A 24,506-nucleotide genomic window follows, 5' to 3' on the forward strand; every position below is an offset into this window, starting at 1 on the left:
CATGGCAAAGGATGCATGGACATACCATGCGCCCGAGAATCTGGCGCCAGGCATCAAGCGGATCCTGCGGATGCAGGCCTGGGCTCCGCGTTTTGAACGCCTGCCCGTCCCGGTGAGCCGAACCCTCATGGATCTGACGTCGCGGTTTGCCAATCCCCGGCGCAACAAAAAACTCATCGAGACCGTCCATGCGCCTTTTCCCGGTTCTCCGGTGCGACTGCGCAGCTGGGAACCTGTTGCACTCAAGGGGTCGCGGCCTCTTGTCCTTTATATGCACGGCGGTGGTTTTGTGCTGGGGAGCAGTCGTTCGCACCGCGCATTCTGTGAGCTTTTGGCTGATGAAGCGCAGTGCTCGGTCTATTCCATCGACTATCGTCTGGCGCCGGAGCATCCCTATCCGGCGGCAATCGAGGATGTTGATCGCGCCTATGAATGGCTGTTGAAACTCAGGGACGTGCGAGGCTGGACAGCTCAGCCGATCGCAGTCGCTGGGGACAGCGCGGGAGGCAACCTTGCGACCATTCTGTGCCGCCGCCTGCGCGATCGGGGCGAGACGCTGCCGGACGCTCAGCTGCTCATTTATCCTGTCACGGATTTTGCGCGGAATACCCCATCTCATGATAAATATGCGGAAGGCCTCGTCCTGACCCGATCGTTGATCGACTGGTTTTTTCTGCATTACAAGGCGAACCCCATTGACCATCACGATGTCTCGCCGCTGGGCTGCAAGGATCTGCGGGGCCTCCCCAAAACCTTTGTCGCATTGGCCGGCTGCGATGTGCTCCTGGATGAAGGGCGCGCCTATGCGGAGCGTCTGAAAGAGGCCGGCGTTCCCGTCACCGTTCGCGTCTTTCCCGATATGATTCATGCGTTTGTGAATCTTTTGCTGGTTCCTGAAGCGCATGCCGCGGCCCTTGAATGCATTGATTTTCTGAAGAATCATTTTGAAAAGCATCAAACAGGCAAGGAAAAAACGGATGGAAAAGAACAAGCCCCAGATCGTGCCCGCGCCCTGGCAACTTAAAGGCACAGGTTATATGTTCCTCTATAATTTCCCGAAAAATTGGGCGGAAAAAGCCAATTTTCTGCCGGTCGAGCAGCGCGGGGAATTCAAAGGGGGCCTCGGCACCCTGATGCTCGTCGATTATGAAAGTTCGGATGCCGGCCCCTATCGCGAGCTGCTTTTCATTCCGGGGAAATTCTCCTGGTTTCACTATCGCAACTATGCGATCAGCCGCATCTGGGTCTCGTCCGAATCGAGCGTCGTGAGTGGACGCGAAAACTGGGGCATCCCCAAGAATCTGGCTCATTTTCGCATCAATGCGTCGAGCGAGCGGCGGCAGAGCTGGGAGGTGATCACACCGGAAGGCCAGACCTTCTTCAAGGCCGATCTGAGTCACGGCCGCCTGCCCCTGCCCGTGCATACCGCCTTTGTTCCCTTTCCTTTGCTGCAAACCTGGGAAGGGCGTGACTACCTGACAAAATTCAGCGGCTATGGCCTGGGTCGTTTTGCAAGGTTGGAGCGCCTGGAAATCAATCAGGAGCTGTTTCCAGATATCACAGCGAAAAAACCTTTGCTTGGCCTGCGGGTGGATCCCTTCCATATAAGGTTCCCCGTACCGCAGATGATCGAGGCCCCGGCGGGACGCCTGCAGCCCTCGGCCGCGGCTGGGGTTTTCGGATCCTCCGGGCATTCCGCTTAAAAAGTAAGAATGCCCAGCCACACCTTTCGTGCCTTCTGCCGAAGAGAACGCAGAATTCCACCTTCAGGAGGCACGTATGGGTCCTGCAAAAATCAAACGTTGGTTCGAAAAACGCGGTGTGCGCATCAATGCGGTCACGACCATGAAAATCTCTGGCACACCCATTGTGATGGGCTATGAGATCGCCGCAAAGAATGGCCGTAACGGCAAGCTTGGCCCCAATGCCCGCGCGCACGATCTTGAGAACTTGCGTCGTGAATTTATCAAAGCCTAAGGCATTCCTCCTGCTTTTTTTATGGATGCTCCTGCCCGGGTCACTCCTCGCCGAGTCGCCCGAGGCACGGCAGGGTCTATTGGATCTTCGCAAGGTCGATCTCCTTGCAGTGACTCCTCTGCGTTTGGAAGGCGAATGGGCCTTCTACTGGAATCAGCTTGTTTCCCCGGCTGCGATCGACCAGAATTCAGACTTCACCTTTCAGGATGGTCCCAAGGATTGGATGCGTTACCAGCTCAAGGGGGAAAAGCTTCCCTGGAGCGGGGCAGCCACGTTCCGCCTGAAGGTCCTTTTGCCTCCACTCACCGATGAGCTTGTGCTCCGCGCCGGCCCCATGGTGATGGCCGGTCGCATCTTTGTGAACGGTCGGCTTGTTCATGAAGCCGGCACGCCGGGACTCGATCGTGAGCTTTCCGGTCACAGCTATCAAACCCAGCTGATTTTTTTAGGCCGGGATCTGCAGGAGATGGACATCGTGATCCAGGTCTCCAATCATATGATTGCGCGCTCGGGCTATGCGGCTCTCGATCTGGGACTGCGTGCGCCCATGCTGCGGGATGAAATCAATACCTATAATAAAACGCTCTTTCTTCTGGGCGGTATTTTTTTGATGGCCATCTATCATCTGTGCCTTTTTATGATGCGGCGCACAGAGATATCCAACCTTTGCTTTTCCGCCCTTTGCCTTGCAAACGGCGTCTTTCACTATGCGGCGGCCGGTATCGCGGCCCTGCATTTTCCGGGCATCAGTTCGGAACGCGTCTGGGATCTTTTCTTCTGGGGCTGGTACCTGGGCGGCGCGTTTTTCTCATGGTTCGCGCACAGCGTCTTCCCGCGGCACTTTCATAGAAATTTCGCCTACGGCTTCAGCATTCTTTCAGCTGTGAGCTTTTTCACTGTTCTTTTCGGCACAACCGATCAGTTTCACATCATCCCGACCTTGCATAAGATGGGCAATACGCTGACCTTCTTTTATATCGCGTATGCCTGCTATCGGGCCCTGCGGGATCAGGTGAAGGATGCCCTCGTCTTTCTGATCGCAAGCTCGATCTTTTTTGCCTCCGCAGTCAATGACATGCTGGTGACAACAGGCGATATGAAGGGCGAGCTTTTGTCTTCGACCGGTCTTTTCATATTCCTCTTCTTTCAGTCCATTCTGCTTTCCAAGCGTTTTTCCGCAGCCTTTCATAAGCTGGAGATCGCGGAAACCGAGATTCGTGGCCTGAATGAAAGCCTGGAGCAGAAGGTTCAGCAGAAAACCCGCGAGATTCGAGCCATCCTCACGCATATTCAGCAGGGAATTTTCACGCTGCGACTGAATGAGAAATCCGATATCGTCATGGGTGAAGATTATTCCCTGCATCTGGAGGAAATACTCGAAACCCGTGACCTGACAGTCAGCCAGTTTCAGGACGTCCTTCTGAATCGCACCGATCTGTCGAATGATCAGAAGAGCCAGATTCGCAGCACGCTCATCGCCTCGCTGGGGGAGGACGAGATCGCCTTTATGAGCAATCGCGATAATCTCGTGAAAGAACTGCGCCTGCTTACGAATGAGCAGGAAAAGATTCTGGAGATGGATTGGGATGCGATGCTCGACGACAAGGGTCTGATCGAGCAGATTCTGGTCTGCCTGCGCGATGTGACCCAGGTTCGTCAGCTGCAGCAGCAGTCCATCAACCAGCAGCGGGAGCTGGAGTATATCAGCGAGATTGTGAACACGACGCCCGATCAGTTTGCCAAGTTCATAACCATGTCAGTGGCCTTCCTGGACGAGAATGAGCGCCTCATTCGGCAGAATCAGAAGAAGAATCTTGAGGTCGTGAAAATCCTCTTTATCAATATGCATACCATCAAAGGCACCGCACGGACCTATTACTTCCATAAGATGACCGGGATCCTGCACGATACCGAGCAGCATTACGCGGACCTTCTGCGGAAGGACGAGGAAGCCTGGAATCAGAAGAAGCTTTTGGATGACCTGGACAGCGCAAGGTCCATCATCCTGCTCTATGATCAGATCAATACCGTGAAGCTCGGTCGCAAGCGGGACCGGAGTCTGATCGAAGTGAACCGCAAGGTGGTCGAGGACAAGGTCAATTCCCTGAATCTGATCGACACGAGTCCCATGGATCCTGCGACGCGGCATATAATTGAAGATACCCGCAGGACATTCAACGAGGTCTTCTATAGCCGATCCATAGATGTGCTGCAGGATATTCTATCCGGTGCGGAACGGGTGGCGCGTGATCTGGGCAAGGAAATTCCCATCATCAGGATCAAGGAGTCCGGGACGTCGATCAGCCAGGAAGCTTTGGAACTTTTCCATCAGGTCTTCCACCACATCATCAGAAACTCACTGGATCATGGGATAGAAACCGCCGAGGAGCGGCTGAAGGCCGGCAAGCGGCCGACGGGAACGCTCTATCTGGATCTGGACGAGAACGCGGACGGGTCCATGCATCTTGTTTATCATGATGATGGCCGCGGTTTGAATCTGGCAAGGCTCGAAGAGCTGGGCTATGCGCGTGGTTTTCTGATCCGCGGGCAAGCGTATACGCCACAGCACATCGCGGATCTGATCTTTGAAAATGGTCTGTCCACCAGCAATCGGCTGACCGAGATTTCCGGTCGCGGCGTGGGGATGGAGGCCGTGCGGCAGTATCTCGATCGCGCCGGCGGCCGCATTCATGTAGTCCTGAATGGCCAGCCCCAGGGCGGCTTCTGCGCCTTTGCCTTTCACATCCATGTCCCGAAAAACCTTCACACGCTCGCGGCGTGAGGGTGACACCGATCTTTTCTTTCTGTTGTCCCTCACCGTGAAGTATGGCAGCCTTGGCCTGCATTCTGAAGGGAGCTTTCATGCGCATTATACTTTCAGCTTGTCTTTGTTTCGGCAGTCTTTTCGCGTCTTCTGCCGTGCAGGCTTTTCAGCTCCAATACCGTGCTTTTCAAAGCCAGGCGAAGCTGTCCCACAATCGGGCCCAGGTTCCGACCCTTTGGAACGGCGCCTACTTGAATGGCGCGCCGCAAGTGACCAGTGACTCCCGTGCATCGGAGCAGGCCGTCTGGAACAGCCTCGGCCACGAGATCAGTCTCGGCAGCGAGCTTTTCTATCCCTATGTCTATGTGGATGTGGGCCTGGCGCAGACGTACTATTTCCCCGGTCCCGATCAAAGGGTCGAAGACCTCGCCCCCAAGGCCGGCATTCAGATCCTGACCAATGTCCAGGACCGCTGGATGCCCTTCGCCCGGCTTGGGCTTTCGCAGCATCATCTGAAACTGGTGTCGCGTCGGGTGGAAACCCGATCTCTGCCGGAATCCGTGCTGGGACTCAAGGGAGTGGCCGAGGATCGCTTTGCCGTCGAACGCGAGTGGCAGGATAATCCGCGGCTTTGGAACGGTGACCTGAGTCTGGGCTGTAAACTCTATCCCGTCCCCACGACCGCCATCGTCGTGGAGTATCGCTACAGTCAAAGTCTCGGCGGCATCACCATCCGCGAGAAGGAAACCGGCACCAATTCTTTCGTCAATGATGCGGGTTTTTCGAGTGAGACCGAACTGCCAGGCGTTCGCCTTGTTTCGCAGGAACTCAGCCTGGCCATTGAAGTCGAACTCTAAGCATCAGCGCTTCCGAATCCGCACTTTAGCGGGCCGACGCAGGGCCCGCGGCTTGGACGACACGGACTTCAGATAATCAGAAAACAGGATCATTCCGTAAAGAATCACCAGCTGAATCACGAAACCGAGCAAAAAGAGGTTCATACTGTCACTCCTTGTGAGAATCAGTGAAAGACGATCAGTTTTTTGGAACAGGGGACCGGGTTCTTAGTCGAGCGGCCTCAGGTTGAAATCACCGCTTACGCTATTGAATTTGAGCCTGCCTTTGGGATTCGCGCCGAAGGAACCCGTGGCGCTGCGATTGCCGAAGCCTTCCTTCTGCCGCGTATCGTCGGGAAGACCATCGAAGGACGCGCTGATCCCTTCCATTTCAAAATCAAAGCCCACGCTTTTTGCGACTTTCAGATCCACGTTGCCCGAGACCGACTGAGCTTCGAATTCCTTGATCGGACTTACGAGCGTGGCTTTCAGATCGCCCGAGACGCTGTTGGTGGCGATGTCCAGATCCTTGTTCAGACTCGCCGGCACGAAGTCCACATCGCCGCTGACGGTGTTGATGCTCAGGATTTTGGATGGAGCCGCCTTCACATTCAGATCGCCGGACACCGACATCAGGTGAAACTCAGAGGTCGCGGCCAGTTTTTCGATGGTGATATCACCCGAGATATTGGTCAGGGTGAGTTCCCCGGCGAAGTTTTTAGGGAGCTGCAGTTCCCCGAAGCTCGGACCCTTTTTGGTGACTTCGACTTCGAGCTTGCCGCCGCTGTTTTTCACGGTCCATTCCTTGGGCGGCAGATAGCCTTTGAAGACGAAGTGGATCTGATCATCCGCGCTCTCGACCACTTTCCAATCCGTGACATAGGACTTGAGTTCCAGTTCCTTGATGTCCTTGGCCGGTATGGATTCCGTGATGGCCTTGTCCGTACGCGCAGGATTATCGGCGTCACCGCCCAGGGTATCGCTGTCCCCCGTGCTGATATGAATGTTGGGACCGTCGCCCTTTTTGATCATGATCCGATCGTCTTTATCGAAGATGATGTTGAAGTTGCCGAGTCCATCCAGACCGTCCTTGGTATTGGCCGCGAAGGCCTCACCGATGCAGCTGGATTCGCAGCGGGTGTCAAAGAATTTGCCAAGGATGAGCGTGATAAGGGTGAAAGCGCCCAGACCGATTACGATATTTTTCATGCGTTTGTTATCCATGCTTAAAACCTTTCTCAGAGCGAATGTTTAGTCGGGTTGAATCACTTTGGCATTCAATTTGATGTACTTCATTAAACCCAGAAGAAACCAGCGGCTCAAAAGATAGAGCACCACGCAGGCCAGAAGAGATGCACCGAAAAGAGATAAACTATAAAAACTGAGGGCGAGCTTGGCCGAAAGTCCGACCGCCACGGGGGTCGCGATGTTACCGACCAGGACCGCGATCGCGAAAATGATGCCGACAAAGACCGCGATGGTGGCGACCACCCAGGACATCCCCAGGACGATGGCAAGGCCCAGGATCGGCCAGAGCATAAAGAAGAAGTTGAAGGCAATGATCGAAAGCACGACCAGCGTCGCCCGAGCCATATGATAAAGACTTGTGGTAAACTTCTGGCCTTCATACGGATTGGTAATCCGGGTCAGGTGGTAATCGGCAACGAAGGTCCGTGCCAGAGTCCGGGCATCGCCAAGCGAAGCGCTGATTTCGTCATCTGACTTGCCGCGTTCCCGGGCTTCGAAGATGTGTGCGCGATAATCAGCCAGCACATCCTCGCGTTGAGACGGAGGCAGCGGACTCAGTCCCTTTTCCAGTTCCTTGATAAAGTTATGCTCGTGCATGACTGTCCACCTCTTGCAGAAGATTTTGCATGGCCGCCGCGAATTCATCCCACTCGGCCCGCATTTCCTTATAAACCTCGCGCCCCTTGTCCGTAATGCGATAGTACTTTCGCGGCGGACCCTGATCCGATTCCTGCAGATACGTCTCGAACCATCCATCATTCAGGCAGCGCCGCAGGAGGGGATAGATAGTGCCCTCAGATATGTCTATGTGCCGCGATATATTCTCGACAAGCTCATAACCATAACGATCAGCCTGGGATAAAACGGCGAGAACGCAAAGCTCAAGACTGCCTTTTTTCAATTGAGTTCGCATGTTGCGTCCTTTTTACCGATAAACAACGCCCTGACGTGCAGGGACAGGTATTTTGTAACACACGCTACACTGCATTGCAAGGTACCGTGTTATGAACTTTACGGCAGAGTCAGCCCGAAACTTGAGCATTTTGGAAAAATGCTGTCTTTACGGCATATTGCCTGGATCCTGATCTCACGAAACAATGCCCAAGGCTTTTGAACGATTTTCAGGGAGTCGCCGCTCATGTCGGGATGGGACAAGTCCAGCATCACAGGGTTCCAGTCTTTGGTGGCCGCGGCTCCCTTGGGGGTCTTTCGCAGCCACGACAGCAGCTATCGCCTGATTCCGGCATCGATGGATCCCTTGGTGATCCCGGATCCTGTGTGGATGAAGCTGAGGGCTGATGCCCACCTGATTCTTTCCGCTTTGCAAAAGTTAGGAGCCGTCCTGCGCCGCGACCCGGGGCATCGACTTCTTACGCAGCTGGCGCCTTTGGAACAGGAAGCCGCGGAATTTGTGGGACTCGCGACAGCCCGCCTTGATCTTTTTTTTGATGGTGATGACCTTCAGGTGATTGAAGCGAATACCACCATTCCGGCAATGCAGGCCTATAGTGATATGATTCGCCGTGCCTATGGGCAGGCCTTTCATCCCGGAAAAAAAATACAGCGGTCCAATACCGACGATCTTTTGCAATCCCTTTTGGAACACTACGCGCGAACAGGGGGCAAGGCTGCAAAGCCACGGCTTGGCATCGTCGCGCGGTCCGGGGATTCACAGCTGGCGGAACTGCTCTGGCTTCAGCGCGAATGGCAGGCGCAGGGTTATGAAACTCTGCTGCTGACGCCGGATGCGATCGAGATTCGCAAGGGCCAGCTGTGGGGATCGGGGCAGCCGCTCGATTTTGTTTACCGCCATATCTTCGCGCATCGCCTTGCGCAGGATTCCGCCTTCGCTCAGGCCTGTTTGCAGGCCGAACGCTACCGGGTCTTCAATCCGATCGCCGCGCATCTGGAAGCCAAGGGTGTTCTGGCGGAACTTTCGCGGTACGCGGCGGATCCTCGGCTGAGTCTGAGTGCGGGACTGAAGGACGAGGAAGTCGACGCCACGATTCGCAGGGTGGCCTGGTCACGGCTCCTGGAAATGGGGCCGGCTTCGCTTCCTGATGGCACGCAGGTCAGGGATTTGATCAGCTGGGTGAAAGATCGGCCCCAGGACCTGGTTGTGAAAAGCAGCCTTGGGTATGGCGGTCACGGCATTTTTATCGGCAGCAGCTTTTTTGAAAGGTCCAGTCAGGATCGGGCGCGTAAACTCCTAGGAGTGTCTCATGACGTCAGCTGGCCTCAGCTGATTGACGCTCTTTTGAACATGGGACAAGGCCAATGGATCGTGCAGAGGAAGGTATCGGGCCGCAGGATACGGCATCGCTTTTGGAGTGAAGGCCAGATGATGGAAAAGGAAACCTTTGTCGACTGCTCCATCTTTACAAATTCCGGCGTGAATTTCCGACCCCACGGCGGCGCCTGCCGTTTTTCAACCGATGCGATCGTCAATATTGGACAGGGCGGGGGCCTTATGCCTCTTCTTTTGGAAAGTGAACTTCATGAGCGCGAGGAGATTTCATGACAAGGCTGCGTTGGTTTTTGGTCTTTTGTTTCTTTCTGACAGGAGGACGTTCCATGGCGGATGCCCATGAGGATGCGGTGGCTTCAGTTCTGAATCAATTTCACAAAGCGGCCGCGGACCATGATTTTCAGAAATACTTTGGCCTGATGACCGCGGATGCCGTCTTCATCGGCACCGATGCGACCGAGCGCTGGGATGTGAAAGCCTTCAAGGACTATGTGAAACCGCATTTTGATAAGGGCCGGGGCTGGAGCTATACACCCAGAACGCGGCATATCAGTTTTTCCAGGGATAAAAGCGTGGCCTGGTTCGATGAGATTCTGGAGAATGCCAAATACGGAACCTGTCGCGGCACGGGCGTTTTGGTGAAGGATGGCAAAGACTGGAAAATAAGCCAGTATCATCTCACGATTCCAGTTCCGAATGAACTCGCCGATACTCTTGTCAAACTGATCCAGACCCCCAAAGCGAAGTGAAGGCATTTCGTGACGAGCCCGAGGGTGGTAACCTGAATGTGGGGTGGACACGGAGGATCTCGTCATGCCGATCTATGATTATAAATGCCAGCATTGTGCGCAAGAGTTTACGGTTCAGGCCAGCATGAAAGACCCGGAGCCGACTGCGGGCCCATCCTGCGATGGACCCTGCCAGATTCAAAAATGTTTGAGCCGGGTGTTTGGTCAGGTGGCGGGAGCGCATCCCGCTCCCGTGGAAAGACCGAAGAGTCAGCCGCAGGAAAAGCCATCGCACGTCTGTTCGAAATACTGCGATCTGCATAAATAAAGCTTCAGGCGCCCGCGACCTTTTCCGCCATGAAGCGCTTGTGCGTGCTTTGAAGACCCAGCACGGCAACGATCCAGCCCAGCAGCATCAAACCCGCCGAAACAAAAAGCGAGCGCCCGCCGCCCATCGACTGGTAAAGGACACCGAAAGTCGCAGGGCCGACGATGCGGGCCAAAGCTCCCAAAGTCTGGGACGTTCCGAGCGCAAATCCCTGCATGTGATTCGGCGCAAGACGGCTGGTGAGGGACGAGATCGACGGGTTGGATAAACCCGATCCGGCCGCGAGCGTGAAGAGAAAGAGATAAAGAAGCGGGAGGCTCGGAGCCACGAGAGGCAGGGCGATCATGGTGATGCCGAGCAGAAGCTGTCCGAGGTTCAGGGTTCGCACTTCACCCATTCTTTGAATCAGAGGTCGGGTCAGTCCGCCGTTTACGAGGACGAGCATAAAGCCGATGTACATGAAAGCATAGTACTGCTGCCTTTGCTCGGTGATCATGAAGGCATCATTCAGCATCAGCGACAAAACCGATTCCACACCGATAAAGCCGAACACCTGCAGAAACCCGAGCAGGAGAACGATGCGAAAGCCTTTGTCCTGCACAAGATGACGAAAATCCTGCCACCACACGCCGGTGATCTGCTCATCTTTTTTGCTCTCGCTGGCCTGCTTCACATGCGTGATCAGATCGCGCATCTCGGGTCCGGCGAGTCCATGATGCGTTTCCGGCAGACGCCGCGCGACGACGATCAGGTTGAAGAGATTCAGAACGGCCGCGGCGATACCGATGCCCAAAAGCGATTCATTGGGGAAGAGAAGACTGATCAAAGCCCCAATCGCCGGCCCCAAGGAAAAACCGAGACCGAAGGCGATGCCGATCAGAGCCATGCTTTTGCCGCGTTCCTGCGGAGTGGTGACATCCGAGATACAGGCCTGGGCCACGGAAATGTTACCCGAGGCCATGCCGGCGATGAAACGCACGGCGAGGAGTATGGGGTAGCTTTGAGCGAGGCCGGTCAGAACCTGAGCAACCGTCGAGACGGCAACCGTTCCCAATAAAAGTTTTTTACGTCCCATGGAATCCGAGAGCCGCCCGAGTATGGCCACAGCCAGGAGCGTACCGAGGGAATAAAGACTGGCAACAGCGACCGCTTCGCTATCCGATGCTCCAAAGCGGCGAGCGACCAAAGGTATGACAGGTATGAACATACCGAAACCAACGAGGTCCAGGAATATCGTGAGGAACACCGAGCCCAGCACGTTCTTCCGGATTTTTTCCTTGGTTATTCCAGCCGCGTTCATCATTCCCTCCGTCCAAGTTTCGCATGACGCTGTATTTTATCACAGCTCTAGCAAAGTTCGCTGAGGGATAAAAGCTGAATCATTTGACGCAGAAACCCCAGAGGGTGACCTCTGGGGTTGGCAGGAATAAGGAGCTGACGCCAGTATCAGGGCGAAAGGATCACGATCGTTTTCACCGTACCGGTCAACCCTGTTTTGATGGTCCGCGTGTAAGGTGCGGCTTCCAGCATGGTACCAAAACTGTAGGCGTTGGTGCCGAAATCAAGACCATCGTAATAGAGTTTGCCAGTTTCTCCCGAGGCCGAGAGGTTATAGGCTTCGAAGTTCTCTGCGACGGTGACCGCGGCGCTGTTCTCGTACTTCTTCAGATAGTATTTACCTGTGGTCGTGTTGTAGGACGAGAAGTAAGGCTGATCACCCACAAGCCAGAGGTTGATCGCCTGCTCATCGGTGCCCGAAAGCAACGAGAGGGTTTTGGTGGTGCTGTTCACCTTGGCGAGACCTTTGTACTCGTCGGTCCAGTTGTAGTTGTTGGTGCTGCCGTCGGTGGATTTAACCTGGCAGTTCATCCAGCCGCGGGTATAGATAGCCGCCGGAATCGTGCTGTTGCTCGTTAAAACCGGAGTACTGTAAAAGCTGCTGCTGGCAATATATCCACCGCCGCTTGTCGCTCCGCACAAACTGGACGCAACGTTGTTATAGTTCACGTCCCGGTAGTTCCATGTCCCCGAGGCCGTGATGCAATCGGCCCGATTGGATGCACTTGTACTGCAGTAGCCATCTTCGGTCCACGTTCCGCTGGCGCCTTCGCACAGACCTTTCGAACCGTAGGTGCTGTCACCATAGAGGTAGGGTATGCCTTTGACAACGCAGTGAGCACCCTTGACGTTCAATCCACAGGTCAACTCACCTTCTTTCTTCTTCCGCACCTGACCAATCACGTAAACTTCACCCGTCGAAGTCTGCTTGATAGCCGAGATCTGAGAACCACCACCCGCAAACACCTGGCCACTGCTTTCGCAACGGGATTTGAATTCGTTGATCCAGGCGACACTTGGGTTTTGGTTTCCGTTTGTATAACCTGTATCATAAACAGCCACATCCGCCGTACGGGTCATATTAATCCAGCTCCAGATATCAGAACCGCAGGTAATCGCCGGCTTGATGCGGTCAGCAGCACTCGATCCACCTGTGGGATCGAAGTTAAAGAGACAGGCGCTATCCCACGATGCCGTCTTGGAACTCGTAGGATCCGGACCGAAGAACACGGCCTTGTCACCCGTGCTGCTCGCGGTTGGTTCGAACACGAAGTTCCACCAATCCCGGGCGATCTCAATGATACTGTTGCCAGGCGAAACGTAGCGGAAGAAACCACCGCCGCTGCCGCCACCACCGTTCTGACAGTTGCTGGAACCGGTGTAGAAAATACCACCGGCCTTCGTCACCAAAAAGTCCTGCACGCAGATGTTGCTGTTGATCATCTCGGTGACTTTGCCATCCGCAGTGCGCTTGTACACAACCATTTTCCCGTTTCCGTTAGGAAGCGAACCGGGATAATACACGTTGGATTCACTGTCGAACTGGAAGACCGAGTTCCGCTGGGCCTGCCAGGTATCAACAAAGTGGAGGTTATCAAGGCACTCAAGGTTGCCGGCATCAGCAGGAGGATTGGCAATCAGTTCTTCGATCGTTCCACCCTTCACCTTAAAGATCTGGCACATGTTGCCGGAAGAAGGTTCCCAGGCGTCGCTCCAATCCCCATCATCAGGGGCTTTGTAGACGAAGGAGCGTTCAAAGTGCAGATAGATTTCCTTATTGGGCGAAATCGCAATCGTCTTCACAGCCGGCAGCTTGGGTTTGCAGCACCAACCATTATTGTTTTTCTCATCCTCCTCGCCACCCGAGGAGATCGCCGAACTCACTTCACCATCCGAACCCACTTTCGCCAGCGAGCCATCGCCGCTCGTCCCAGTTTCCGCCAGCGAAAGGTTGACAGGACCATCTTCACCACCGATCAAACGCAAAGAACTCGTGGTCTGATTCGGGTCGATAACCAGCACACCGACGGCGCCGGAGAAGTCTGCTTTCACATCGGTCAAGGCCTGCTGGCCGCCACCATTCATGGGGCCACCACCTTTGCGGCCATCATCTTTCTTGCCGCCACAGGATTGCAGAAGAATCATACTCGCAAGGCTTAGAGTCAACGTATGGACAGTCTTGATACGCAACATAGATCAGCTCCCTCTTTCAATAACGTAGAGGGCTTCGTCCGATCTTTATACGCGCGGAAGTTATTTCGTTAGTTCGAGGATTTCACTGCAGAATTCATAGGGCTATTTCCGGTACTCATTTTACAAAAGGTATCTCAATAATATGTTTTTATAAAGCATTCTTACGTGCGATCACTTTTTGGTCGCATTCAGGTAGTTGATGAGCTTTTCCTTCTGCGTCGCGCCTTCCTGTTGATCAATCTGGGTCAACACCGTCTGCGCGGCCGCGGGAACGCCTTCGCCGCCGGTGGCTGCCACCTGGCTGAAGTTGTTCAGGATATTACTGACATCGTCATCGGTCATGCTCTCCAGGCGGGAGGGATCCAGGGATCCTTCCGGTGTGACCTGGGCAAAGCGATTGATATACATGATCCCATAGGCCGACTGATAGAATTCCAGCTGGACAGCAGCGCCGGATGCGTAAGCGACCTCGCTATTGTCTTTACTGCGAAGTTCAGCGGGTATGCTAAGGAGAGTGTCCTTGGCCAGTGCCATGCGTTCCAGTTCTTCTGCTGTGGGATCAGCAGGCAGGAAACTTCCTAACGCATCCAAAAGTGAACCGGAACCGCCTACGTTGCTCTTCGCCACGGCGATGATATCAAAACCTGCGGAGGCCGCGTAAGCCGCAGCCAGATACCGATAGCGTACATATTCTTCCGGCTCGGCTTCCACCAGTTCCTTATAAAGTTCAATCGCGGTTTCATAATCCAAGGCGTCAAGGGCCTCGCGCGCCTTTTCCTCCTGGGTCAGCGTCGCATAAAGTTTGGCCTTGCTGCTCGTATCGCAGGCGAAAAGAACGAGGGTGAACAAACAGCACAGAATGCGCATACATAACTCCCTAAAAGCCGAAACTGGTGTAGATCGTCACCATGTTCCGCTGCCGATCGCCGGGATAGGTTCCCAGTTCCCGCCCATAGGCGGTCACGCCCAGTTTGAACAAAAAAAGATCCAAACGCAGCCCAGCCGTGGGTATGCCCTGATAAAGGCCACAGGCCACGCCCAGCATATTGCGCAGCATAAAGCGCGCGCCCAGGTAGACCTTTTTAAAGGTTTTTTCCTCATATTCATTGGTGATATCACGGTAGTCGAGGCTCAGGTGCAAAACTTCCTTGGTGCCGTGAAGGGCAAGGCCGAATCCTGCGTTATAAGTCTGAGGAAAGCTGGCCTGGTCGCCGGTGAAGCGCGTGCTGCCGATATCTTCGACTTTGAGGCCCATGCTCAGATCCAGATGATGCCCCTGCCAAAGAAAGAGCATGCCAAGGTCCGAGCCTGTGCCTTGATTCATGGCGATTTGCTCCCTTAGAGCCGACGTATCCGAACTGAGCTGGCGAATCTTTTCCTGATCGGTAAGGGGGACTTTGATTTCCGGCTCACTGGCGTAAAGATGCTTGGCCGTGAAACCGAGCGAAAACCACCGCGCAGGTCGCAGGGCATAGCTCGTCAGGACACCGCCATAGGCTTCGACACCGAAATTCACGCTCGGCAGACCATCATCACCAAAGCGCTCACCCGCGATATCCACTTCCACCCGATCAAAGACGCTGATCGCAAAGTTCTGATTCAGAAAACTCAAGGTCGCGGTTTGCCCAAGATGGACGGAGCGGGAGAAAAGTTCATCGACATAATCCGATTCTCCGCTGCCGGTCGCGCCGCCCAGGCTTCCATTCTGCGCGCTTTGGGCCAGATCGCGATCAAGGATGAAACCAGCCTGAAAGCCCATCCAGCGAATCCAGGCGCCGCCCAAAGGCAGAAGAGCAGGATTGGCAAAGACGATTCCTTCCTGACTGGCCCTGGTCAGCGTCGTTCCCCCAGCAGCCAGATCGAAAGGTTCGGTGTAAAGAAGCTCGCTGCTGCTCTTTCCCCAAAGGGGTCCTGCAGCGCCCAGGAAAGCCAGGGCGGCGATGCTTACCTTATAAAAATATTTTTTCAAAAACATAAAAGAATCCCGCTTCTTCTCAACCTCTATCGGGCGGCGGACGCGAAATCTGAAAGGAATGTACGATAAGGGGAGGGTCAGAGGACGTGGAGCATTATCGCGGCGGAGGCCAGGGCTTTGTTCCGAATCTTTTTACGAAAAAAACTGCATTCGGGTCGTAAGACCAAAAAGCGCAAGCTTCCGAGCCGGGCGTCAGCGGGCAAGAATCGTCGCCTTTATGAGCGCTATCAGGTCGACCAGCAGCATCTGACCGTGATGAATGATCAGGACATTCTGGTGATTCGTGATATTTCCGCCAAAGGCTTCTGCAGCGACGTTTCCCGCCGGGCCTATGATCGCTTTGAACTGAATGATATCTATGCGGCCCGGATGCGCTATCACGGGGATGTCCAGGATATCCAGGTGAAGGTGGCCTGGAAGAGGCAGCAGCAGGTGGGTTTTGAGCTCTATAAACCGGATGCCCGCATGCTTGGTTTCTTCCGCAGCCTCTTGCGTCCGATCGAACTCGCCAATTCCCTGTCACCCGTGGATGCCGCCTTCATGCGGGATCAACATGCGGGGCTAGCCTGGTTTCACGGTGAAGATGCGGATCTGCATATCTGGTTGAGTGAGGAGGAAGGTGTTTCCGCCTGGCAGCTGATTGCGGACAATCACATCGTCGAATGGTCGTCGGTGCATGGACTCAAGACCGGCGGTATCAAACATGATAACCGCACCGAACTAGGTATTTTGGAACCCGGTGAAGCCTTCAAGATCATGGATCAGGAACCAAATCCTGATCGGGTCCGGCTCGCTGCCGATGTGATCGCGGCCCTCCCCTTTCCCGAACGCGGCGACCTTGTGAAAACTCTGGATGAGCTGGCCGGTTGACACTGGACAAGGCTCAGGTTCCTGGCTAGATTAGCGCTGTAACGCTGCGCGCTGGAGAGCCGATCCATGAAGAAAACCACGGAACGAGACCGCGTCGTCAAACTCTTTACCCAGTATCTCGTCGGCTCCATCGGCCGCCGCGGCGACAAAAATGACACATCGCTTTCGGGGGCCAAGGAATTTCTCACGGCCATGGCCAGTTGGGCCGGCAAGGGCAAGGATGAACTCGTGCAGGTGATCTGCCGCGAGATCGGAACCGCCACCGCGATGGTTCTGAAAGAGCCTTTGGGGAAGCTGCTCGAAAATAAAAAAATTCATATCACGATCGAACTGGTCCCGCATGAATCGCAAAAGAAAAACGTTCGGAAAAAAACCACAGTCCGCCTCGAAGACAACGCCTGAGACTATAACCCTGACACTGGAATCCGTCGCATTCGGAGGCTATGCCCTCACCCGACGTGACGGCAAAGTTTATTTCGTGGCGGATGCGCTGCCCGGGGAAACCGTGGCCGCGGACATTATCCAGAACAAGGATCGCTTTGCCAAAGCGCGCGTCACGTCCCGCCTGGCTGCTCCCGATTATGCCGTGCCTGCGCCCTGCCCTTATGCAGAACGCTGTGGAGGCTGTCATTGGCAGCGTGTGCCCTATGCGATGCAGAAGACGTGGAAGGCCGGATTTATTGAAGATGCCTTGCAAAGGATCGGCGGCATCCCCGCGGGGACTTATCCCTTTGCGATGCACGCCTCGCCGGACGAGCTGCATTATCGCAATCGCATCGATGTGAAGTGGCAGCTGACCCCCGAGGGAAAAGTACAGATCGGCTATTATGCGAAAAGTTCCCATGATCTGGTTCCGATCGAACGCTGCTGGATTGCAGATGAAAGGATCAACCAGGTCCTGCAGGAATGTGTGAGGCTGAGTTTTCCGAAGAGGGAACGAAGCTTTCAGACGAGCCTTGAATTTCAGGTGATTGCCGATGGTCGGGTGCTGGTGTCCGGTCAGGAGATTCCGCCCGGTTTCTGGCAGGATTTGAAGAAGGCTGTGGACCAAAATTCCATTCTGCAGCGTACTCTCATTGTGGATTCCCGGGAATTCGTACTGCTGGAGGAATGGGACGGGCTCCGCTTTCACACCCGCGCGGGGCAGTTTCAGCAGGTGAATCTGCCGGCCAATCGCTTTCTGCGGGGATGGGTTCGGGATTTTGCAAGGCAGCATAAAGTGCAGAATGCTGTTGATCTTTACTGTGGCAGCGGCAATCTTTCCCTGGCTTTGGCTCGTGATGGCATCCAGGTTTTCGGGGTGGAAGCCTATGCGCCTTCCATTGAAGCCGCTGTTTATAATACGAAGCAGAATCAATTAAACGCGCGGTATGCAGCGGGAGATGCACAGGACATCCGGCAGCTGTTTCCCGATCTGCCTGCCCTTGATCTTCTGATCGTCGATCCTCCGCGCCGCGGCATGGCCGAGGCCGTAGCGCCGGTTCTGGAGTTGGGGGCTTCACGCATTATTTATGTCAGCTGCGATCCCAATACGCTGGCGCGGGATTTGAAGATTATGCTGGCGGCTGGTTATGATCTGGACGATGTGAAGGGATTGGATTTTTTTCCACAGAGCTATCATGTCGAGACAGTGGCTGTGCTGAAGAAAAACCCCTGACGCCCGAGCATCAGGGGCCTTTTGGGATCAGGAAAGGACACTGCGCAAAGCAGCCTGTACCATCTCGGGACTGGTCCCGCCGATACTCGACTTTTTCCGCAGAACAGCCATGATTTCAAGGGCCGCATAGACATCAGTGTCGACGAGGCTGCTGAACCCCCGGTAGTCTTCCAGCGGAAGTTCATTCAGACTGCGATCGGTCTTGATCGCATGAACGACGATCTCGCCCACCAGATGATGCGCTTCCCGGAAGGCCATGCCTTTGGCTACGAAGTAATCCGCAAGGTCGGTGGCGTTCATGTATGCTTTTTCCGCTTCCGCAGCCATGCGTTCTTCGTTGACAGTCATCGTTTCCAAAACCAGACGCATCACGCGGAGTGAGGCCTTGTAGGTATCGAGACTATCGAAGAGTGCTTCCTTGTCTTCCTGCAGATCCTTGTTGTAACAGGACGGCAGGCCCTTCAGCACGGTAAGAAGACCCATCAGATTGCCGACGACGCGACCGCTTTTGCCGCGGATGAGTTCGAGGGCATCGGGGTTTTTCTTTTGAGGCATCAGCGACGAGCCCGTCGAAACCTGATCGCCCATGCGGATGAATTTGAATTCATCGGAGCAGTAAAGGATCAGATCTTCAGCGAGACGGCTGAGGTGCACCATGCCGAGGCTGGCGGCGCTCATGAATTCGACCGCGAAGTCACGATCGGAGACTGCATCGAGGCTGTTCGCCGTGATGCCATCGAAGCCGAGTTCGGCTGCTAAAAAGTGCCGATCCACGCCCATGCTGTTACCGGACAAAGCGCCGGAACCCAAGGGGAGGACGTTCAAACGCACGCGGGCATCGGTCAGGCGACTGGCATCGCGTTTCAGCATCTCGTAGTACGAGAGCAGATAATGCGCGAAGAGAATCGGCTGGGCTTTTTGCAGATGCGTGTAGCCCGGCATGACCGTGTTTGGATGCTGACGGGCGATCTGAGCCAGGGTTTTTTGCAGGTCCTGGATTAAATTGACAGTCGCATCGAGTTCACCACGCAGGTAAAGACGCAGATCGGTGGCGACCTGATCGTTACGGCTGCGGCCGGTGTGGAGTTTTTTGCCGAGGTCGCCGACTTTTTGTGTCAGTTGGTATTCGACAAAGGAGTGGACGTCTTCATAGCCTTCGCTGAGGGCGCTGGCGAGAAGATTGGGATTATTTTGGATTTCATCCAGCAGCTCATCGAGTCCGCCCAGGACGGTCTGCAGGTCGGCTTCGGTGAAGATGCCGCGACGCTGCAGGCCCTTGGCGTAGGCTTTGCTGCCGATGATATCGACTTCAGCCAGACGCATGTCGAAGCTGAAGGATTCGTTGAACTGGAAGAAGAAGTCGTTTTGCTTTTCGCTGAAACGACCGCCCCAGAGAGATTTCATCGTTGACCCCAGTCCCGCGCGTTCGCGCGGGATGACGTAAGAAAGTTAGCTTGGATGACGGGAGTCGACTGATATCGACAACCTTACCCGCGCAACTGAGCCTGACGGCGCAGGCGCAGAGCGTTCAGCTTGATGAAGCCTTCGGCATCAGCCTGGTTGTAAACCTGATCCGCTTCGAACGTCGCCAGCTGCTCACTGTAAAGCGAGTTGGGCGAACGACGGCCGAGCGTGGTCACGTTGCCTTTGTAAAGGCGCAGCTTCACATCGCCGGTCACAGGCTGCATCATGCCTTCGATCATGCCTTTGATATGCTGGAATTCAGGCGCGAACCAGAACCCGTTGTAAATCAATTCCGCAACCTTGATCGAAAGACCATCGCGCAGACGCATGACTTCGCGGTCCAGCGTGATGCTTTCCAAAGCCCGGTGCGCCTGGTGCAGGACGGTGACGCCCGGAGTTTCATAAACACCGCGGGACTTCATGCCCACAAAGCGGTTTTCGACGATATCCACGCGGCCAATGCCGTTCTCGCCAGCCACTTCGTTGAGGCGGGTCAGGAGCGCGACAGGAGCCATCGCTTCACCGTTGATCGCGACCGGCACGCCGCGTTCAAAGGAAAGGGTCAGCTCGGTGGCGACTTTAGGCGCTTTTTCCACGGATTTCGTAAGGAGGAAGATGTCCTCAGGAGCCGGAGCCCATGGATCTTCCAGGATGCCGCCCTCGTAGCTGATGTGCATGAGGTTGGCGTCCATCGAATAAGGCTTCGCCGCGGTCGCGGTGACCGGAATATTATGCTCCTTCGCATAATTGATACAGTCCGTCCGCGATTTGAACGGCCAGTTCCGCCAGGGAGCGATCACTTTGATATCAGGCTTCAAACTGTAATAGGTCAGCTCGAAACGAACCTGATCGTTGCCTTTACCCGTCGCACCATGCGCCACCGCATCAGCGCCGACCTTCTGGGCGATTTCAATCTGGCGTTTGGCAATGACAGGACGCGCGACCGATGTGCCGAGCAGGTAGCAGCCTTCATAGACAGCCTTGGCTTTCACCGCATAGAACACATAATCACGCACGAACTCATCGCGCAGATCTTCGACGAAAATGGACGAGCAGCCGGTCGAGAGAGCTTTCTCTTCCAGACCGGACAGCTCAGCGCCCTGACCGATATCAGCGGTGAACGCCACGATTTCACATTTGTATGTTTCCTTGATCCACTTCGCCATAACCGAAGTATCGAGGCCCCCGGAATACGCGAGTACGATCTTTTTAATATCCTGCACGGTTGCTCCTTCCATCTTGAACATATGTGTGAGAGGTCAAAAAACATCAATCAAACAGGGCAAAGACACGTCGAAGGACCTTGGCCTGCTGCTGACGATTGGCGACAGCGACAAAAATAGTGTCATCCCCGGCAATGGTTCCCAGTATCCCCGGAATATTCGCCCGATCAATCACAACCCCGGCACGGTTGGCATTCCCTGGTCCGGTCTTCAGTATGATCAGATTATCCCCGGCCGTCGTGGCATCGAGTCGGTCCACTTTGCTGGATTCACCCGGCGCGATGCTCGGCGTTTTATAGAAACCTTCGACCTTCACCACCCCCAGTTTTTTCAGATCCCGGGAAATGCTGGACTGCGTGGTATCGAAACCCCGCTCCTTCAAGTGTTCCTTGAGATCGTGCTGGTTGCTCACCTTATTACTGCGAATAACGTCGGCAATGATGCTAAGGCGGTTCTGGTCGAGCATGGCTGACACCTATATGCGTATCATGTGCATAAATAGAGTTAACATACGCATAACTACACCATTATGCAGCTGGGCCCAACAAAAAAATGGGGGACGCACCAGAATTTTTTTGGGACACTTCATAAATTGTCGGGAATGGAGCCCTCGGGGGGCTCGCCCGCAAGGCTTTGAGAGCAGCAAGTACTCGAAAAGAATGATTAAAATAGAGAAGTCAAAGTTAAGGGGCGGAAAGCGCCGCCATGCGGAAAGCCAGGTTTGACCTTGCCGCCCGTATGCGCATAACTGTAATTATATGCGTTCCATGGGAATAGAGCGGAATATTCAGGGAGTCGAGAATACAATGAGTTTTTCAAACAAGGCGTCGGGCATTTTTGGTCAATTCGAGTGGACGGATAAAAGTTTTCTGACCAATCTCCTGGCCCTTCTCTGTTTTTTGCTGGGTTTCGTGAGTCCGATTTGGGGTCCGCAGCTGAAAGCCATCGGCTCCTATGCGCTGTCCGGCGCGATCACCAACTGGCTTGCGATTTATATGCTCTTCGAACGCATACCGGGGCTTTATGGTTCGGGCATCATTCCCCTCAAGTTCGAGGAATTCAAACGCGGCATCCGTAAGCTCATCATGAAAGAGTTTTTCACCCAGGAAAATCTGGAGCGCTTTTTGGGCAACCAGGCGGCGCGTGCCATCGAAGCGGATGTCATCATCAATGCCATTGATCAGGACATCCTTTTCGAAAAGCTCATGGCCGCCGTGCAGAGTTCGCCCTTCGGTCCCATGCTGGCGATGTTCGGCGGCATGGACTCGGTGAAGAAAACCCTGCGCCCTACCTTTGAAACCAAAATGCACGAAGCCATCCGCGAAATCGTCGTGTCTCCCAAATTCGGCGAGATCCTTCATAAAGTTCTGGCCAAGGATTTTTCCGCTCCAGGATTGATGGACAAGATCGAACAGGTGGTGCAAGCTCGCCTGGAAGAGCTTACGCCGCAGATGGTGAAGGATATTATCCAGGATATGATTCGCTCCCATCTCGGCTGGCTGGTCGTTTGGGGCGGAGTATTTGGAGCTGCTCTGGGACTGGCTGCAAGCTTCCTGCAGTAAAACGAGCATGCCATGTCACGTTTTTTAGCCCTCTTCAGCCTTACTGTCTTCGCGCTCAGCCTTCTGACCGCATTAAGGTGGCGAGTGATGTCGCGACTGCTCGGCGGTCTTGCTCTGCAGTATCGTCTTCATCATAAGCTGGGGCTGATAACGGGAGTGGCTTTCACTCTTCATGTGCTGGCGGAAATCCTTCAAACACCGCCGGATTTCATCCAGGATCTGATTATCACCCGCGACCCGCCGCTACTCGCCGGCTGGGCTGCCATCCTGCTTTTCTGTGTGGCCCTCGTTTTCAGCTATCGGCAAACCCTCCGCTTTCAGAGCTGGCGTCTTTGGCATTTTCTTTTTCCCCTGGCCTTCCTTGCCGCGTCTTATCACGGCCTTGTCTTCGCACGGGATGACGCCTGGGATCAGGGACTTCTCTATACCGCTCTCAGCATGGGTGGACTCAGTCTTGGCTTTTTGCTCCTTGGCCATATTTGGAATCCCAGGGCGCAGCGCTATCGGATTCAGGCTCTTGATAAAGTCAGCGCCAGCGTGTGGGAACTCACGCTTGAGCCCAAGGACCGGCGTCGGAAGCAGCAGCCCTGCCGCGCCGGCCAAATCATTTACCTGCGTTTTTTGAGCCGCGGATTCAGTCGCGCGCTGCATCCTTTTTCTGTCGCGTCCTGCCGTTTGGAACCTTACCTGCGGCTCTATATCAAAAATCTGGGACGTGACACTTCGCATCTTCAGGATCTCAAGAGCGGCCATGAGGTCGAGGTCCTTGGACCCTTTGTGGAATTGAAATTGAACCTCGATCGGCCCCAGATCTGGATCGGCGGGGGCATTGGGATCGCGCCGTTCCTCGGCTTTCTGCACTGTACCCAGACGCTGGACACACCGCCAATTCATATTCTCCATTATGTCAGTCGGGGTGAAGACATAATTCAGGGCAGCGAAATCGCCCGCGTTCAGGAAACAACGCCTCATTTAGTCTGGCATAATATGGTGGATAAAAAGGGGCATAGACCCGATTGGGAGCGTCTCGATGCCCTCTTGAAAAGCCTTTCGAAGCCGCGCATTGTCATCTGTGGGCCCAATCTTTTCATGCGGATGCTGCGTGAGCATCTCAAGGGCCAGGGTGTTTCATCCCAGGACATCACTACGGAGGAATTCAATCCATGAAAACGCGCCGCATTTTGTCGATGCTGCTCATGCTGCTCCTGGGACAGGGTCGCGTGCTGGCGGCAGAAGACCAGCTGTTCACGCATGAGACGGTCAGCAAGCATAACGTGAAAACAGATTGCTGGATTATCATCGACGGATCGGTCTATGACATCACCGCAGCGCTCAAGGATCATCTGCGTTATAAGTACGAATTGGATCCCTGGTGTGGCAAGGAAGCGACCCAGGCCTGGGAAACCAAAGACGGCAAGGGCAAGGCGCACAGCCGGAAAGCCCAGCTCATGCTGAAAAATCTGCACAAGGGCAGGATCGTATCCCCCTAGGGCGCGGGGGCCGACAGTGACAGAACCTTAGTCAGCGCTGGAAGCAGAACTCTGCAGCGTGTTCGGGCAGAGCGTATCGATCACAAAACGCAGCGTGCGGGCTTCGACGCTTTGATTGATGATGAATTCGCCGGTCGCGCTGTTTTCGTAGGTAAGTCCCACATAGCTCACCGAATCATTCGAGTTGATGATATTGCCGAAGTGACGAACTGAAGAGCCGTCTGCATGACCCGCGACCTTCACCTGAGTTCCCTTGCTGGCTTTCTGCAAAAGACCCTGAACATCTCCCTGAAGGCTGTTCGACGACGTCGTTACGCTTTGCAGACCGCTGGCGAATTTTGTGGTGAGCACGACGCGATCGGCGAAGATTTCACATTTCTCGGCTTTCGCGAATTCAGGCAGCACAAAACCCGTCTTGGTTTCCTTGACGAGGATGGGACCGATGTAACGGGCTTGGGCCATAGTACTGAGAGCGAGCGAACCAAGCAGTGCGGACACGAACATGGCTTTCATCATGATGAATTCCTCCAAAGATAAAAGCCATATCTAGAATAGGTTCTGGCGAAGGTCCACTGAAGATTGAGCAGCCTTTGATCAGGCTGCCT

General features: G+C 54.6%; 26 protein-coding genes. 14 read left to right on the forward strand and 12 right to left on the reverse strand.

Annotation, left to right across the window (positions count from 1 at the left end):
- Position 1 precedes the first annotated feature (1 nt).
- From VFO10_RS05625 to VFO10_RS05645, 5 genes are all read left to right on the forward strand, one after another.
- Positions 2 to 1,024: an alpha/beta hydrolase gene (locus VFO10_RS05625; protein WP_325137922.1), complete on the forward strand. Its 1,023-nt coding sequence runs from the start codon at positions 2 to 4 to the stop codon at positions 1,022 to 1,024.
- A complete protein-coding gene (locus VFO10_RS05630; protein ID WP_325137924.1) occupies positions 978 to 1,703 on the forward strand; it encodes an acetoacetate decarboxylase family protein in 726 nt (241 codons plus the stop codon). Before VFO10_RS05625 ends, VFO10_RS05630 begins: the two co-directional genes overlap by 47 nt.
- A gap of 76 nt (positions 1,704 to 1,779) precedes the next feature.
- Positions 1,780 to 1,977 (forward strand): hypothetical protein, encoded by a 198-nt coding sequence (locus tag VFO10_RS05635; RefSeq protein WP_325137926.1) that lies wholly within the window; start codon positions 1,780 to 1,782, stop codon positions 1,975 to 1,977.
- Positions 1,958 to 4,759 carry a 7TM diverse intracellular signaling domain-containing protein gene (locus VFO10_RS05640; RefSeq protein ID WP_325137927.1) on the forward strand — a complete coding sequence of 934 codons (2,802 nt, stop codon included), beginning with the start codon at positions 1,958 to 1,960 and terminating at the stop codon, positions 4,757 to 4,759. The genes VFO10_RS05635 and VFO10_RS05640 overlap by 20 nt, the downstream gene beginning before the upstream one ends.
- A gap of 80 nt (positions 4,760 to 4,839) precedes the next feature.
- On the forward strand, positions 4,840 to 5,598 hold the full coding sequence (locus VFO10_RS05645) for a hypothetical protein (RefSeq protein WP_325137929.1): 759 nt from the start codon (positions 4,840 to 4,842) through the stop codon (positions 5,596 to 5,598).
- Between the two features lie 3 nt (positions 5,599 to 5,601).
- Here the strand turns inward: VFO10_RS05645 and VFO10_RS05650 are convergent, their stop codons facing one another.
- From VFO10_RS05650 to VFO10_RS05665, 4 genes are all read right to left on the reverse strand, one after another.
- Complete coding sequence (locus VFO10_RS05650) at positions 5,602 to 5,742, reverse strand: hypothetical protein (protein WP_325137931.1); 141 nt, start codon at positions 5,740 to 5,742, stop codon at positions 5,602 to 5,604.
- A gap of 63 nt (positions 5,743 to 5,805) precedes the next feature.
- On the reverse strand, positions 5,806 to 6,786 hold the full coding sequence (locus VFO10_RS05655) for a DUF4097 family beta strand repeat-containing protein (RefSeq protein WP_325137933.1): 981 nt from the start codon (positions 6,784 to 6,786) through the stop codon (positions 5,806 to 5,808).
- Positions 6,787 to 6,828: 42 nt separating this feature from the next.
- Complete coding sequence (locus VFO10_RS05660; RefSeq protein ID WP_325137936.1) at positions 6,829 to 7,422, reverse strand: DUF1700 domain-containing protein; 594 nt, start codon at positions 7,420 to 7,422, stop codon at positions 6,829 to 6,831.
- On the reverse strand, positions 7,409 to 7,738 hold the full coding sequence (locus VFO10_RS05665; protein ID WP_325137938.1) for a PadR family transcriptional regulator: 330 nt from the start codon (positions 7,736 to 7,738) through the stop codon (positions 7,409 to 7,411). The genes VFO10_RS05660 and VFO10_RS05665 overlap by 14 nt, the downstream gene beginning before the upstream one ends.
- A 225-nt stretch (positions 7,739 to 7,963) precedes the next feature.
- Here VFO10_RS05665 and VFO10_RS05670 point away from each other — a divergent pair, with 225 nt between their 5' ends.
- The 3 genes from VFO10_RS05670 (at position 7,964) to VFO10_RS05680 (ending at position 10,129) form a co-directional block, all read left to right on the forward strand.
- Positions 7,964 to 9,346 carry a hypothetical protein gene (locus tag VFO10_RS05670; protein ID WP_325137941.1) on the forward strand — a complete coding sequence of 461 codons (1,383 nt, stop codon included), beginning with the start codon at positions 7,964 to 7,966 and terminating at the stop codon, positions 9,344 to 9,346.
- On the forward strand, positions 9,343 to 9,822 hold the full coding sequence (locus tag VFO10_RS05675) for a nuclear transport factor 2 family protein (protein ID WP_325137942.1): 480 nt from the start codon (positions 9,343 to 9,345) through the stop codon (positions 9,820 to 9,822). The genes VFO10_RS05670 and VFO10_RS05675 overlap by 4 nt, the downstream gene beginning before the upstream one ends.
- A 64-nt stretch (positions 9,823 to 9,886) precedes the next feature.
- Positions 9,887 to 10,129: an FmdB family zinc ribbon protein gene (locus VFO10_RS05680; protein WP_325137944.1), complete on the forward strand. Its 243-nt coding sequence runs from the start codon at positions 9,887 to 9,889 to the stop codon at positions 10,127 to 10,129.
- 4 nt (positions 10,130 to 10,133) lie between these two features.
- Here VFO10_RS05680 and VFO10_RS05685 read toward each other — a convergent pair whose 3' ends face one another.
- The 4 genes from VFO10_RS05685 to VFO10_RS05700 form a co-directional block, all read right to left on the reverse strand.
- Complete coding sequence (locus VFO10_RS05685; RefSeq protein WP_325137946.1) at positions 10,134 to 11,432, reverse strand: MFS transporter; 1,299 nt, start codon at positions 11,430 to 11,432, stop codon at positions 10,134 to 10,136.
- A 143-nt stretch (positions 11,433 to 11,575) separates the two neighbouring features.
- Positions 11,576 to 13,660 carry a hypothetical protein gene (locus VFO10_RS05690; protein ID WP_325137948.1) on the reverse strand — a complete coding sequence of 695 codons (2,085 nt, stop codon included), beginning with the start codon at positions 13,658 to 13,660 and terminating at the stop codon, positions 11,576 to 11,578.
- Positions 13,661 to 13,831: 171 nt separating this feature from the next.
- Positions 13,832 to 14,527 carry a hypothetical protein gene (locus VFO10_RS05695; RefSeq protein ID WP_325137949.1) on the reverse strand — a complete coding sequence of 232 codons (696 nt, stop codon included), beginning with the start codon at positions 14,525 to 14,527 and terminating at the stop codon, positions 13,832 to 13,834.
- A gap of 10 nt (positions 14,528 to 14,537) precedes the next feature.
- Positions 14,538 to 15,635, reverse strand: a complete 1,098-nt coding sequence (locus VFO10_RS05700; RefSeq protein WP_325137951.1) for a hypothetical protein — start codon at positions 15,633 to 15,635, stop codon at positions 14,538 to 14,540.
- A 117-nt stretch (positions 15,636 to 15,752) separates the two neighbouring features.
- Here VFO10_RS05700 and VFO10_RS05705 point away from each other — a divergent pair, with 117 nt between their 5' ends.
- The 3 genes from VFO10_RS05705 to VFO10_RS05715 all read left to right on the forward strand — a co-directional run bounded on the left by VFO10_RS05705 (position 15,753) and on the right by VFO10_RS05715 (position 18,162).
- Positions 15,753 to 16,505 (forward strand): hypothetical protein, encoded by a 753-nt coding sequence (locus tag VFO10_RS05705; protein WP_325137953.1) that lies wholly within the window; start codon positions 15,753 to 15,755, stop codon positions 16,503 to 16,505.
- Between the two features lie 66 nt (positions 16,506 to 16,571).
- Positions 16,572 to 16,907, forward strand: a complete 336-nt coding sequence (locus VFO10_RS05710; RefSeq protein WP_325137955.1) for a hypothetical protein — start codon at positions 16,572 to 16,574, stop codon at positions 16,905 to 16,907.
- A complete protein-coding gene (locus VFO10_RS05715) occupies positions 16,846 to 18,162 on the forward strand; it encodes a class I SAM-dependent RNA methyltransferase (RefSeq protein ID WP_325137957.1) in 1,317 nt (438 codons plus the stop codon). Before VFO10_RS05710 ends, VFO10_RS05715 begins: the two co-directional genes overlap by 62 nt.
- A gap of 27 nt (positions 18,163 to 18,189) precedes the next feature.
- Here the strand turns inward: VFO10_RS05715 and argH are convergent, their stop codons facing one another.
- The 3 genes from argH to VFO10_RS05730 form a co-directional block, all read right to left on the reverse strand.
- Positions 18,190 to 19,566, reverse strand: coding sequence for an argininosuccinate lyase (gene argH / locus VFO10_RS05720; protein WP_325137959.1), 1,377 nt, complete (start codon positions 19,564 to 19,566; stop codon positions 18,190 to 18,192).
- Between the two features lie 83 nt (positions 19,567 to 19,649).
- Positions 19,650 to 20,849, reverse strand: a complete 1,200-nt coding sequence (locus VFO10_RS05725; protein WP_325137961.1) for an argininosuccinate synthase — start codon at positions 20,847 to 20,849, stop codon at positions 19,650 to 19,652.
- A 46-nt stretch (positions 20,850 to 20,895) separates the two neighbouring features.
- On the reverse strand, positions 20,896 to 21,315 hold the full coding sequence (locus VFO10_RS05730; protein WP_325137962.1) for a hypothetical protein: 420 nt from the start codon (positions 21,313 to 21,315) through the stop codon (positions 20,896 to 20,898).
- A gap of 340 nt (positions 21,316 to 21,655) precedes the next feature.
- Between VFO10_RS05730 and VFO10_RS05735 the strand changes: the two genes are divergently transcribed.
- The 3 genes from VFO10_RS05735 to VFO10_RS05745 are packed head-to-tail and all read left to right on the forward strand — an operon-like array spanning position 21,656 to position 23,901.
- The gene (locus tag VFO10_RS05735) at positions 21,656 to 22,411 is read left to right on the forward strand and encodes a DUF445 family protein (protein WP_325137963.1); all 756 of its coding nucleotides are present in this window, start codon (positions 21,656 to 21,658) and stop codon (positions 22,409 to 22,411) included.
- Between the two features lie 12 nt (positions 22,412 to 22,423).
- Positions 22,424 to 23,578, forward strand: coding sequence for a ferric reductase-like transmembrane domain-containing protein (locus VFO10_RS05740; protein WP_325137965.1), 1,155 nt, complete (start codon positions 22,424 to 22,426; stop codon positions 23,576 to 23,578).
- Positions 23,575 to 23,901 (forward strand): cytochrome b5-like heme/steroid binding domain-containing protein, encoded by a 327-nt coding sequence (locus VFO10_RS05745; RefSeq protein WP_325137967.1) that lies wholly within the window; start codon positions 23,575 to 23,577, stop codon positions 23,899 to 23,901. The genes VFO10_RS05740 and VFO10_RS05745 overlap by 4 nt, the downstream gene beginning before the upstream one ends.
- 27 nt (positions 23,902 to 23,928) lie before the next feature.
- On the opposite strand, the gene VFO10_RS05750 is transcribed toward VFO10_RS05745, so the two are convergent.
- On the reverse strand, positions 23,929 to 24,417 hold the full coding sequence (locus VFO10_RS05750) for a hypothetical protein (protein ID WP_325137968.1): 489 nt from the start codon (positions 24,415 to 24,417) through the stop codon (positions 23,929 to 23,931).
- Between the last annotated feature and the right edge of the window lie 89 nt (positions 24,418 to 24,506).

Source organism: Oligoflexus sp. (assembly GCF_035712445.1).
In the GTDB taxonomy this organism is placed as follows: domain Bacteria; phylum Bdellovibrionota_B; class Oligoflexia; order Oligoflexales; family Oligoflexaceae; genus Oligoflexus.